Source organism: Variovorax sp. AC194 (assembly GCF_979257995.1).
Genome location: NZ_OZ409823.1, coordinates 4,254,517 through 4,266,903 on the forward strand (window position 1 = coordinate 4,254,517; position 12,387 = coordinate 4,266,903).

Sequence of the window (12,387 nt, forward strand, 5' to 3'; positions counted from 1 at the left end):
CCCGGCTCTGAGCCTCTCAGGCTGGCCGCAGCGTTCCGGGGACGATCTTCGCATCGAAGTCGCGCATCAGCATCTGCACCTCGGGGTCGCTGTGGATGGCCTCCTCGGCCACGCGCTGGCGTGCCTCGGCCGCGTGCCGGTTGCGGCGCGCGGGGCTGTCGACCACGCCGCCGATCTCGATGGCGAGCTTGATGTCGTGGCCGAGCGCGTTGAGCGCGGCCGTGAGCTTCTCGCGGCTGGAAGGCTGGTTGAGCGTTTCGCGCTCGATGCGCAGGATCCACTGGTCGGTGTCGCGCCCCACGAGCTGCGACTGCAGCGCGAGTTCGCGCGAGAGCGCCGTGATGCTTTCGGCCGCGACCAGCTGGGTGACCGTGGCGTACCAGAAGTCGCCGTCTTCGCTGGGCGGGATCGGTGCGGCCGGGCCGCGCTGCTCGTCGGTGCGCGGCGCATCGCGCTGGCCGGGAGGCGGCTGCACGCGGATCGGCATGCCGACGACCTTGGCGGGCGCGTCCGTGGGAGAAGGCCTGTGGTCCGAGGGACGCATGGACTCGTCGACCACCGCCAGACGATGACCCGCGGGGGCCGATGCCGGCGCATTCGATGCTGCGGCGGGTGCCGGAACGGGCGGCGTGGGAGCCGTCGGAGGCGGTGTTTCGGCCGCGGGCCTGGCCACCGGCGCCAGGGCTGGGGCCGGCACAGGACGAGCGACGGGGGCGGGCGCCCTTTGCGCCGCGCCCTGGGCGTCATTCAGAGTTTTTTTTTCCGGGGTGGCCGTCGAAGCGGCCGCGTTGGAAGGCTTGAAGGCCAGCAGCCGCAGCAGCACCATGGTGAGCGCGGCGTACTCGTCGGGTGCCAGGCCCAGCTCGCCGCGGCCGTGCAGGCACAGGCTGTAGAGCAGTTGCGTTTCGTCGGCCGGCATCAGCGATGCGAGGCGCGCGGTGTCGGCGGCGTCCGGATCGGTGGCCGAATCGGCGGACTCCGCCCGCGAAGGCACCGCCTGCAGCACGGCCATGGCCTGCAGCACCGATGTCATTTCCTCGAGCGTGGAAGCAGCCGACATGCCATCGCGGCGCAGGGCCTCGGAAGTGTCGACCACCGTCTTGCCGTCGCCCTGCGCAAGCGCCTCGATCAGCTTGAACACATGGCCGCGGTCCACGCTGCCGAGCATCTGGCGCACGCCGGTCTCGACCAGCTCGCCGTTGCCGAAGGCGATGGCTTGGTCGGTGAGCGAGAGCGCGTCGCGCATCGAGCCGCGCGCCGCGCGCGCCAGGAGGCGCAGCGCCTGCGGCTCGGCCGGCACCTCTTCGGTCTGCAGCACGCCTGTCAGGTGTTCGAGGATCGTCTCGGGCGCCATCGGCCGCAGGTTGAACTGCAGGCAGCGCGAAAGCACCGTGACTGGCACCTTCTGCGGATCGGTGGTGGCGAGCACAAACTTGAGGTATTCGGGCGGCTCCTCGAGCGTCTTCAACATCGCGTTGAACGCGGTGTTGGTGAGCATGTGCACCTCGTCGATCATGAAGACCTTGAAGCGCCCCTGCACCGGCTTGTAGACGGCTTGCTCGAGCAGCGACTGCACTTCGTCCACGCCGCGGTTGGAGGCCGCGTCGAGCTCGGTGTAGTCGACGAAGCGGCCCGAGTCGATGTCGCGGCAGGCCTGGCACACGCCGCACGGCGTGGCGGTGATGCCGCCCTGCCCGTCCGGCCCCTGGCAGTTGAGCGACTTGGCCAGGATGCGCGAGACCGTGGTCTTGCCCACGCCGCGCGTGCCGGTGAAAAGATAGGCGTGATGCAGGCGCTGCGTGGTGAGGGCGTTCTCGAGCGCCTGCACCACATGCCCCTGACCGACCATCTCACCGAAGGTTTTCGGACGGAACTTGCGAGCGAGCACGAGATAAGACATTGCGGGCATTCTAAAAGGCGCGGAGAGGCCGCTTCACGCTTGTTTCCCCGCCGCCCCCGAAATCATTCACGCCCCCGCGAAGGGGGCAAATTCACCCGGTTAGAATGCAAGTTGACGGGCCTCCCTGCATGGTGAAGTGGCCAACCGGGTCAGGTGGGGAACCAAGCAGCCCTAACTGCGTAGTCAGTGCCAGGGGTAAGGCTCGTCAACCTCTTCAGCCGCTCGTTTCACTTCATGCAAAGTGAAACGCAGCTTGCAAAAAATCTCTCAGCGAAAAACCCTCGGGCGCGAGGCCTTCACAGGCCCAGCCTCTGGATGACGCCGCGCGCTGCGGCCGCACCGCTGGCCATCGATGCCGTCAGCAGGTAACCGCCGGTCGGCGCCTCCCAGTCGAGCATCTCCCCCGCCACGAACACGCCCGGCAATGCGCTCGCCATGAGCTGCGCATCGAGCGCATCGAAGCGCACGCCGCCCGCAGTGCTGATCGCTTCGTCGATGGGCCGCGTCGCGACGAGCTTCAATGGCACGGCCTTGATCGTCGCGGCCAGCTGCGCCGGGTCCTGCATCGCCTCGCGGCTCAGCGCCTCGTGCAGCACACCGGCCTTGATGCCTTCGAGACCCAGCCGGCTCTTGAGGTGACTGCTCAGCGACCGCGCACCGCGTGGATGCTTCACGGCCGCCAGCACCTGTTCCGCGCTGCGATCGGGCAAGAGGTCCAGCAACAACGTCGCGCTGCCCTGCGCGGTGATTTCATCGCGCAGCAAAGCAGAAGCTGCGTAGATCAGACTGCCCTCGATGCCCGTCGCCGTCGCAACGAACTCGCCCTTGCGCGCGAAGCTGCGCCCTTGGCTGTCGGTGAACGAAATCGCCACCGACTTGAACGGCTGCCCCGCGAAGCGGCTGGAGAAATGCTCGCTCCACCCTGCCCCGTCGAAGCCGCAGTTGGCAGGCAGCAGCGGCGCAACTTCGATGCCGCGGCCTTGCAGCCACGGGGCCCACGCGCCATCGGACCCCAGCCGCGCCCAGCTCGCGCCGCCCAGCGCCAGCACGACCGCGTCCGCCTTCACCGAGGTCTCGCCGGTCGGCGTGGCGAACCGCAGCGCGGCCGCATCGAACGATGCATCGCCCAGCCAGCGATGGCGCATATGAAACTGCACGCCCGCCGAACGCAGCCGATGCAGCCACGCGCGCAGCAGCGGCGCGGCCTTCATGTCCTTCGGAAACACGCGCCCCGAGGTGCCGACGAAGGTCTCGATGCCCAGGCCCGTCGCCCAGTCGCGCGCCTGCTGCGGCCCGAACTGCGCGAGCATCGGTTCGAGCTGCGCACGGCGCTCGCCGAAGCGGCTCATGAAGACATCGAAGGGCTCCGAATGCGTGAGGTTCAGCCCGCCGCGGCCGGCCAGCAGGAACTTGCGGCCCACCGAGGGCATGGCGTCGTAGACGTGCACTTGCGCGCCGGATGCGCCGAGGACTTCAGCCGCCATCAGGCCGGCAGGTCCGCCGCCGATCACGGCGACGGTTGGGGAAAGGGTCATTCGAGAGTTACCAGTTCGCCCTGCCCGGTGAGGAACGCGACGCGAACCGTGGCACCGGGGTAGGCATGTTGCACGGCCGCGCGGTAGCGCTGCATCTGTGCGATCAACGTCGCGTCCCGTTCGGGGCGCGCTGCGGATTTGTAGTCGAGGATCCACCAGGCACCGCTGTCGCGCTCGCGCACCAGACGGTCGATGCGCAGGGTCTCGCCTTCGTGGACCAGCGTGACCTCATTGCCATGCCAGTCGACCCTGCGATCGTCCCACACCCAGGCACCGGCGCCCGCGCGGATGCGTTCGGCCAGCGTCGCGGCGCCGCGCGCCTGCTGCGGATCGAGCATGAATTCGCGGGCCGCGGCGCGCACGTGGGCAGGCGGCAGCGCCTCGCCGGGCACCGCCCATTCGAGCAGCCGGTGCATGGCCTGGCCGAAGGCGGCGGCGCGCGCGTCGACCGTGGCGTCGGCCGCTTTCCTGGCGGAAGGCTGATCGATGGCGGCGGGCGCCGGAGGCATCTGCTTCATCGAGAAGCTGGCCACGCCAGTCTCGACGGGCAGTGCCACCAGCGGCTCATCGGCCTCGGTCGGTTCGCAAGCCGATTCCAGCCGCGCCCACCAGCTGCCCTCGTTGGCACGCGCCGGCTTCACCGACGAGAGCACCAGCCGCTCGCGCGCCCGCGTGGTCGCGACGTAGAGGCCGTTGAGCTCTTCGCGATGGCGCGCGCGCTGCTCTTCTTCGAGCAACGATGCCGCGCAGGCCGGCGGCGTCTTCTCGCTGGCGAGGAACACGAAGCGCGTCGGCGCGCTGTCGCTGCCCTTCCATTCGACCAGCACGCCCATGGTCTGCGCGCGCGGCGGTGCGGCGTCGCAGTCGAGCATCAGCACGGTGTCGGCTTCCAGCCCCTTGGCGCCGTGCACGGTCAGCAGTTGCACCGCATCGGGCGCGGCCACCGACGGCGCGCGCACGCCGCCGGCACGCAGGGCGCGCACCAGCGCATAGGGCGTGGCGAATCGCGCGCCTTCGATCTCGAGCGATGCGGACATCAGCCCGCGCAGGTTGGCCAACGCGCTCTGGCGCATCGCGGCGGGCACGGCCGCGCCGAACTTCGCGAGCACGTCGCCATCGTGAAAGATCGCGTCGATGGCGTCGTGCGGCGGCAGCGTCACGAGCCAGCGCTGCCACTTCTTCAGGCTCGCGCCCGCCTCGGCCAGCACCGGCGGCAGGCCCTCGCCTTTCTGGATCAGCGCGAACCAGCTCGACGCGTGCTCGCGCTGCCGCAGCGCCAGTTGCACCAGCGCCTCATCGCCAATGTTGAAGAGCGGCGACTTCAGCGCCCGCGCGAGCGAGAGATCGTGCGCGGGCGACACCAGCGCATCGATCAGCGCGACCATGTCCTGCACCTCGGGCGCATCGTGCAGCTCGTTCTTCTCGGGCTGCTGCACGGGGATGTGGCGCTGGCGCAGCGCGTCCTGCATCGCGGAGAGGCGATTGCGCCGGCGCGCCAGCACCATGATCTGCCGCGGTGGTATGCCATCGGCGATGCGCTGCGCCACCCAGCGCGCGGCCTGCTCGCATTCCTTCTGCAGCAGTTGCTCTTCGGGCAGCACGCGCGGCGTGACGAGGCTGTCGCGCCAGTGCAGCATGCCGTCGTCGGCGGGCGCGGCTTCGGCCACATCGCCGAGCGCATCGCGGTCGATGGCGGGCAGCTTGAGCAATTCGCCCTCGTCGCCGCGCTCTGTCGTGTGGGCGCGGTAGCCGTCGAACTCGCCCGCGTCCTGCGCGGCCAGCATGGCCTGGTTGACCAGTCCGACCACCGCGCGCGCGTTGCGGTGCGTGTGGTCGCAGTTGAGCAGTTCGCCATCGAGCCCTTCGCGCACGAATTTCTTCGCGGCAATGAACACCTGCGGCTCCGCGCGGCGGAAGCGGTAGATGCTCTGCTTCGGGTCGCCCACGATGAACACGCGCGGCGCGCTGCCGCCCGCGCCGGTGTAGGCGCTGAGCCAGCCGTAGAGCGCCTGCCACTGCAGCGGGTTGGTGTCCTGGAACTCGTCGATCAAAAGGTGCGCGATGCGCGCGTCGAGCCGCTCCTGCACCCAGCCCGACAGCGCCGATTGGCCGAGGAGCAGCTGCGCGGCCTGCTCGACGTCGTTCATGTCGACCCAGCCGTGGGCACGCTTGACGTCGGCGAAGGCGGCGATCAGGAGGCGCGTGAGCCGCGTCATGCGCTGCTGGTAGAGCCATGCCGCGTGCTGGGCCTGCGCGGCGCACAGCACCTGGAGCTCGGCCTCGGCCTCCTGCGCGGCGGGGAATTTCTGCAGGTTCTTGGTGAGACGGTCTTCGCTCGCGACGAAGAAGTTCTTTCTCAGGTGCGCGAGCGCCGCCGATAGCGATTCGCTCGGCGGTTCACCGACGCCGAACACGTCGATGATGGCCTCGGCGGTCTTCTGCGGCGTCTTGTTGCTCTCCTTGCCGAGCGCCGCGGCGCGATCGAGCCACCGGCGGCGGACCGGTTCGCCGCGCAGCGCATCGGTCGGCTGGTCCAGGCCTTCGAGCGACGGATGGAGCGCACTGAAATGCTGCACGGCGTTTTCCGCATCGGCCAGCGAGAACTCGACGCGCTTGGTCAGCGCTTCGCCCAGCGCCTTGGCCGTCTGCGAGCGGCCGTGCGTCGCGACGACGGCGTAGTAGTCGGCCAGTGCGTGCTTGTCGGCGGTGACCGCTTCGAAGAAAGGCCGCCAGGTGTGGCCGCGTGCCTCGGCATCGTCTTCGAGCAGTTCGTAGTTGGACGGCAGGCCCAGTTCGCGCAGCACCGCGAGCGGCGCGTTGCGCAGCAGGCCCGCGAACCAGGCGTGGAAGGTGCGGAACTGCACCGGGCGGCCGCCTTCGAGCAGGCGCCTGTAGAGGCCCTTCACTCGCGGCACGGCAGCGAGCGCGGCGGCAGGTTCGACGCCGCGCATCACGAGTTGCTTGACCAGTTCTTCGGGGCTCTCTTCTGCGAACTGCTCGAGCCATTGGTCGAGACGCTCGCGCATCTCGCCGGCCGCCTTCTTGGTGAAAGTGATCGCGAGAATCTCGTGCGGCTCGCAGGCGGAGTCGCCCTCCTCGAGCAACGCGCGCAGGATGCGCGACACGAGCATCCACGTCTTGCCCGCACCCGCGCAGGCTTCGACGGCCACCGAGCGGCGCGGATCGCAGGCGACGGTGTAGAAGGCCTCGCGCGTGACGTGGCGGCCGTTGTGTTCGTAGGCTGCGCCGTTCATTTCGACACCTCCCAGAAATCTTTCCTGCACAGGCCTCGGGCCGCGCAGTAGTCGCAGACCGCGCCCTCGCCCAGCGGCGGCAGCGCCGCGCCCTCCGCGATGCGCGTGAAGTCGCTCATGATGCCGGCCACCAGCGCGTCCCTTGCCTCGACCACCGCGGGCTGCTCGACGGTCTGCGTGCCCGAGGATTTCTCGCCCACGTTGACGTATGCGGCGCGCAAGGTGTCGTCGGCCACAAGGGCCGCGTAGAAGGCGAGCTGCGTGTCTTCGGTCGGGTCCTTCACGCGATCCTTGGTGACGCTCGCGGACTCGGTCTTGTAGTCGATCACGAAGGCCTGGCCGTCGGAGGTGCGGTCGATGCGGTCGAGGCGGCCGACCAGGCGCAGGCCCCCGAGCGGCTGCTCCTTCCAGGGTTCGGATTCGACGAACACCGCGCCGCTCGCCTCATGCCCCGCGAGCCATTCGAGATAGCCGTCGCGCACCGCGGGCCAGGCCGCTGCAAAGGGGAGGAACTCGGCGTCGGAGAGTGCGTACTCGCGCGTGGCGCGTTGTGCTGCTTCTTCGATGCTTGCCACGCGCTCCTGTGCATCCTGCGTCGGGGTTTCGATCAGCGCCTCGTGGAAATGGCCGAGCACCGCGTGCAGCCAGTTGCCGAAGTCGCGCTTGTCGACCTCCACATCGAGCTCGTCGGCACTGCTCAGGCCCAGTTGCCGCAGCGCGAAGAAGCGATAGGGGCAGCGGCGCAGGTCTTCGTACACGCTGGTCGAGATGTTTTCCAGCGGGAGCAATGCGCCCGAGGGCGTCGGATATACGGTCGGCTGCACGGGCACGTCGCGCCCGGGACGCGGATCGACCGCGGGCTGCAGCACATGGTCGAGTTGCAGCGCCTGCACCAGCGGGCTCGGGCGGACCGGCTCGCCGCTCGCGTCGGACTGGCGCCAGACCAGCTCGCACCAGGGGTTGTGCAAGGCCGCGGTCCAGGCCGAGCGCTGCGCGGCTTCGAGGGTATCGCGCGAAGGCAGGCCCAGCTCGAGGCGCTGGGCGGCGCTCCAGTTGCCGGGCGGCTCGGGTGATGCGGGCAGGCGGCGGTCGTCGCAGCCGGGGATGACCACGGCGCCGAATGCGCGGCCGAGCAGTTGATAGAGCGGCAGCACGATCACCCGGGGCGCCAGGTCGCCGGTGGGCGGCACGAAGCTCGCGTCTTCGAGCACGTCGCGCACCCAGGCGGTGAACTCGGCCAGCGTGTGGCGGCCGCCGGGGAACTCATCGGCATCGCCATGCGAATCGGCATCGAGCCACAGCGCGGCGATGACCTTGCCACCGGCCATGTCGTCGGCCAGCGGCGTCCATTGCCCGCTGCCTTCGAGCAGCTCGCGCAGCGCGCGCAGCCATTCGGCCACGGGCCTGGACTTCATCATCGAGGCACGGCGTGCCTCGATGGCTTCGGTGTAGGGCAGCAACGCGATGTCCTGGGGCTTCTCGCTGCGGGCCGCGAGGCCGCACCAGGCGGACCAGTCGCGCAGGCCTTCGCGTCGCAGGCGCACTTCGAGCGCCTGCACGGCCAGCGCGTCGCCGTCGGCGCCGCTCTTGAGCCATTCCAGAACTTGGTCGCTGGCGGCATCGTGAGCGCAGGCGCGCAGCGCGCTCATCAGCGTGGCTGCGGCGCGCGTGGTCGAGAGCTTCCAGCCGGTTTCGTCGTGCGTGACGATGCCCTGTGCCTTGAGCTGGGCGCTGATGCGGCGTGTGAGCGCGCGGTCGGTGGCGATCAGCGCGACCGGCGCGCGGCCTTCGGCCAGGTGGCGCAGCACGCAGGCGGCGGCGAGCTCGGCCTCGTCCTCGGGGTCTGCGGCCACATGCGAAGCCGCGGGGTCCACGGGCGTGTTCGCGGGCACCAGCGAGAGATGCAGCGCGTGGTCGCCCCACTGGGTGCACAGCGTCTGGGTGAGCGGATCGGTCTGGAAGCCTTCGAGCACGATCAGCGCATCGACCTGGTTGCGCGTGCTCTCGCGCAGCAGCACGTCGGTTGCGTAGCCCGAGGTCGCGGCCCAGGCGACGGCGATGCGGATCAGCGCGCTTTCGATGCGGAACCACTCCGACTCGCTGCCTGCCTCGGCCACCTGCCCAGCACGCTGGGCCCATTCGCCGACGCGCGCATCGGGCAGCGATGCCGATGCAAGCGGCGCGAGTTGGTAGGCCAGCTCGACGACGCGGCCTGCCAAGGCGAAGCGCTCGTTGTTGAAGCCGGCCTGCGACAGCAGCGCCTGGGCGGTGATGAGATCGCGCGCCATGTCGAACGCGATGTCGTAGCCTGTCGGGAGAAAGCCGCCTGCGCTGCGCGCCCAGTTGTGCGTGGTCTCGAAGCGCGGCACGAAGCCCGCGCTGCCGCAGCGCGCCCACATGCCGCGCGCCACGCCCATCAATTGCGCATACGGCACCAGCACCACGGTGCGCGCCGCATGCAGCTTGCGCTCGGCGAGCGCGCGGACGATGCGTGCGACGACGCCGTCGGCGGGGTCGCACCACAAGGCGTGGACGGGGTGGCCTTCGTTCATGTTCTATCGAGGGGTTTGAGAGGGCGTTGAGGTGACACGCCGGGCCTTTGGCTATCGCCGCCATAGCGGTTGCGCATGGCACGTCACCCCTTGGTTTCTGTCACAATGACCTGCACTTTAGCTGCACCGAAACTCTCTGCGCACAAGGACACATCACATGGCCAGCGAACTCATCAAACACATCTCCGATTCCTCTTTCGAAGCCGACGTGCTCAAGTCCAGCCAGCCTGTGCTGGTCGACTACTGGGCCGAATGGTGCGGCCCCTGCAAGATGATCGCCCCGATCCTGGACGAAGTGTCGGCCACCTACGAAGGCAAGCTGCAGATCGCCAAGCTGAACGTGGACGAGAACCGCGACATCCCCGCCAAGTTCGGTATCCGCGGCATCCCCACGCTCATGCTGTTCAAGGACGGCCAGCTGGCCGCCACCAAGGTCGGCGCCATGAGCAAGGCGCAACTCACGGCCTTCATCGACCAGCAACTCGCCTGAAGGCATTTCACCCGGCCAATGCGCAATGCATTGGCCGGCGCGTTTTTCCTGTCATAATCTCCCACAGATCACCGGCCCTTTCAGGCAACCGGTTCGAGTTCCCCGGTTAGTGCAGCAGTTCTCGCTACACATTCAACCTCCCCCCGTTTTCCGTTTCGATTACCCCGCGAGGGGTCATTCCATGCACTTAAACGAACTCAAGGCACTGCACGTGTCTGAAGTCCTCAAGCAGGCTGAAGCGCTTGAGATCGAAAACGTCGGCCGCATGCGCAAGCAGGAGCTGATGTTCGCGATCATCAAGAAGCGCGCAAAGGCCGGCGAACAGGTCTTCGCCGACGGTGTGCTCGAAATCCTGCCCGACGGCTTCGGCTTCCTGCGCAGCCCCGACACCAGCTTCACCGCCAGCACCGACGACATCTACATCTCGCCCAGCCAGGTGCGCCGCTTCAACCTGCACACCGGCGACATGATCGAAGGCGAAGTGCGCACGCCCAAGGACGGCGAGCGCTACTTCGCGCTGACCAAGCTGGACAAGGTCAACGACGGTCCGCCCGAGCAGAACAAGCACAAGGTGATGTTCGAGAACCTGACGCCGCTGTTCCCCAAGGAACAGATGAAGCTGGAACGCGACGGCGTCAAGGGCGAAGAGAACATCACGGGCCGCATCATCGACATCATCGCCCCCATCGGCAAAGGCCAGCGCGCCCTGCTCGTGGCACCGCCCAAGAGCGGCAAGACGGTGATGATGCAGCACATCGCCCACGCGATCAGCGCCAACTACCCCGACGTGCACATGATGGTGCTGCTTGTGGACGAGCGCCCCGAAGAAGTGACCGAAATGCAGCGCACGGTGAAGGGCGAAGTCATCGCTTCGACCTTCGACGAGCCTGCCGCCCGCCACGTGCACGTCGCCGAAATGGTGATCGAGCGCGCCAAGCGCCTGGTCGAACTCAAGAAGGACGTGGTGATTCTGCTGGACTCGATCACGCGTCTGGCCCGCGCCTACAACAACGTCGTGCCCTCGTCGGGCAAGGTGCTGACCGGCGGTGTGGACTCCAACGCGCTGCAGCGCCCCAAGCGCTTCCTGGGCGCCGCGCGCAACGTGGAAGAAGGCGGCTCGCTGACCATCATCGGCACCGCGCTGATCGACACCGGCAGCCGCATGGACGAAGTGATCTTCGAAGAGTTCAAGGGCACCGGCAACTCCGAAATCCACCTGGACCGCCGCCTGTACGAAAAGCGCGTGTTCCCCTCGATCCAGCTCAACCGCAGCGGCACGCGCCGCGAAGAATTGCTGCTGGCGCCCGAGATCCTGCAGAAGACCCGCATCCTGCGTCAGCTCATGTACAACATGGACGAGATCGAGTCGATGGAGCTGATGCTCAAGAACATGAAGGCGACCAAGACCAATGTCGAGTTCTTCGACATGATGCGTCGCGGCGGCTGAGCACCACGCTCTCCCGCAAAAGCGCGTCGCCCCCCACGGGCCACGCGCTTTTTTCATGGGCGCTCGATGCGGATGGCGCGGCCTTCGACTGCACTTCGGCGGCCGATGTCGAGCAGTTCCATCAGCGCGACGGCCTGCTCGGGCGGGACCGGGTTCGGCCCGTTGCCCAGGATCGCATCGCGAACCGCCGCGTAGTAGTCGACGTAGTTGCCGGCCTGCGTCGGCAACGCGCGAAAGTGCGGCGCCCCGTCGCTGCCGATCAGTGTGAGTTCGCCATCGAGCGGATCGGCGCCCCACCCTTCGGCGGGCGGCCGCTGGCCGGCTCGCAGTGCATCTTCCTGCGGGTCGACGCCGTGCTTGACATAGCTGCCTCGCGTGCCGTGCACGATGTAGCGCGGCGCCGCATGGGCCGCGAGCGTGGTGGCGTGCAGCACCACGCGCAGGGGTGCGTGCGGGCCGCTCTCGTAGCGCAGCACGGCATGGAAATAGTCTTCGACCAGCGCGCCGTCGCGCAGAGCGGCCGTGTCCAGTTGCAGCGTGTCGGGCCGGCCGAAGAGTTGCACGGCCTGGTCGACCAGGTGCGAGCCCAGGTCCACCCAGAGGCCCGAACCCGGCACCGGTTGCTCCCGCCAGCGCTCGCGCACCTCAGGGCGGAAGCGGTCGAAATGCGACTCCAGGTACACCGGCCGGCCCAGCTCGCCGCTCGCAAGAAGGTCCTTCAACGTCAGGTAATCGGCGTCGAAACGCCGGTTCTGATAAACCGCCAGGACCCGATTGTTGCGCCGAGACAACGATTCGAGCTCCTTCGCCTCGGTCACGTCGAGCGTGAAAGGCTTGTCCACCACCACGTGCTTGCCGGCCTCCAGCGCCGCCTTGGCGACCGGATGGTGCTGGGCATTGGGCGTGGCGACCACGACCAGGTCGATATCAGCCCGGGCGACGAGTGCCGCCACGTCCGGCACCACGGCCACGCCGGGCCAGTCGGCGTGGACCTTGTGCGGCTGCGAACTCGCCACGGCGGCCAGTTCGAGCCCCGGAACCGCCGAAAGCACTGGCGCATGGAAGGTCTGGCCGGCAAAGCCGTAGCCGACGAGGCCGGCGCGCAACGCTGTGGAAGTCATCTGTGGGCCGCTTTTCGCTCAAAACGGCCAGTATGCGATAATCGCTGGCTCCGCGAAAAGTGCAGCCGGGCGTCCTGCCCAGCGATCC

General features: G+C 68.4%; 7 protein-coding genes and 1 other RNA gene. 3 read left to right on the forward strand and 5 right to left on the reverse strand.

Annotation, left to right across the window (positions count from 1 at the left end):
• Positions 1-16: 16 nt before the first annotated feature.
• Positions 17-1,900 (reverse strand): DNA polymerase III subunit gamma/tau, encoded by a 1,884-nt coding sequence (gene dnaX / locus ACZYRS_RS20265; RefSeq protein ID WP_463420685.1) that lies wholly within the window; start codon positions 1,898-1,900, stop codon positions 17-19.
• A gap of 113 nt (positions 1,901-2,013) precedes the next feature.
• Between dnaX and ffs the strand changes: the two genes are divergently transcribed.
• Positions 2,014-2,110, forward strand: an RNA gene (ffs, locus tag ACZYRS_RS20270) — signal recognition particle sRNA small type.
• 86 nt (positions 2,111-2,196) lie between these two features.
• On the opposite strand, the gene ACZYRS_RS20275 is transcribed toward ffs, so the two are convergent.
• From ACZYRS_RS20275 to ACZYRS_RS20285, 3 genes are read right to left on the reverse strand one after another with little or no spacing between them, the layout of a single operon-like run.
• Positions 2,197-3,435 carry a TIGR03862 family flavoprotein gene (locus tag ACZYRS_RS20275; RefSeq protein ID WP_463420686.1) on the reverse strand — a complete coding sequence of 413 codons (1,239 nt, stop codon included), beginning with the start codon at positions 3,433-3,435 and terminating at the stop codon, positions 2,197-2,199.
• Positions 3,432-6,689, reverse strand: coding sequence for a UvrD-helicase domain-containing protein (locus tag ACZYRS_RS20280; protein WP_463420687.1), 3,258 nt, complete (start codon positions 6,687-6,689; stop codon positions 3,432-3,434). The genes ACZYRS_RS20275 and ACZYRS_RS20280 overlap by 4 nt, the downstream gene beginning before the upstream one ends.
• On the reverse strand, positions 6,686-9,241 hold the full coding sequence (locus tag ACZYRS_RS20285) for a PD-(D/E)XK nuclease family protein (RefSeq protein ID WP_463420688.1): 2,556 nt from the start codon (positions 9,239-9,241) through the stop codon (positions 6,686-6,688). Before ACZYRS_RS20285 ends, ACZYRS_RS20280 begins: the two co-directional genes overlap by 4 nt.
• Positions 9,242-9,398: 157 nt before the next feature.
• Between ACZYRS_RS20285 and trxA the strand changes: the two genes are divergently transcribed.
• Together trxA and rho are read left to right on the forward strand one after the other, a co-directional pair.
• Positions 9,399-9,731, forward strand: coding sequence for a thioredoxin TrxA (gene trxA / locus ACZYRS_RS20290; protein ID WP_042578306.1), 333 nt, complete (start codon positions 9,399-9,401; stop codon positions 9,729-9,731).
• A gap of 181 nt (positions 9,732-9,912) precedes the next feature.
• Complete coding sequence (gene rho / locus ACZYRS_RS20295) at positions 9,913-11,178, forward strand: transcription termination factor Rho (RefSeq protein ID WP_013540932.1); 1,266 nt, start codon at positions 9,913-9,915, stop codon at positions 11,176-11,178.
• Positions 11,179-11,231: 53 nt separating this feature from the next.
• Here rho and ACZYRS_RS20300 read toward each other — a convergent pair whose 3' ends face one another.
• On the reverse strand, positions 11,232-12,299 hold the full coding sequence (locus ACZYRS_RS20300) for an oxidoreductase (RefSeq protein ID WP_463420689.1): 1,068 nt from the start codon (positions 12,297-12,299) through the stop codon (positions 11,232-11,234).
• Positions 12,300-12,387: the final 88 nt, after the last annotated feature.

Coding starts and splice junctions, on each gene's coding strand:
- trxA (WP_042578306.1), top strand. CDS start 9,399: ATGGCCAGCGAACTCATCAAACACATCTCCGATTCCTCTTTCGAAGCC.
- ACZYRS_RS20300 (WP_463420689.1), bottom strand. CDS start 12,299: ATGACTTCCACAGCGTTGCGCGCCGGCCTCGTCGGCTACGGCTTTGCC.
- rho (WP_013540932.1), top strand. CDS start 9,913: ATGCACTTAAACGAACTCAAGGCACTGCACGTGTCTGAAGTCCTCAAG.
- dnaX (WP_463420685.1), bottom strand. CDS start 1,900: ATGTCTTATCTCGTGCTCGCTCGCAAGTTCCGTCCGAAAACCTTCGGT.
- ACZYRS_RS20280 (WP_463420687.1), bottom strand. CDS start 6,689: ATGAACGGCGCAGCCTACGAACACAACGGCCGCCACGTCACGCGCGAG.
- ACZYRS_RS20275 (WP_463420686.1), bottom strand. CDS start 3,435: ATGACCCTTTCCCCAACCGTCGCCGTGATCGGCGGCGGACCTGCCGGC.
- ACZYRS_RS20285 (WP_463420688.1), bottom strand. CDS start 9,241: ATGAACGAAGGCCACCCCGTCCACGCCTTGTGGTGCGACCCCGCCGAC.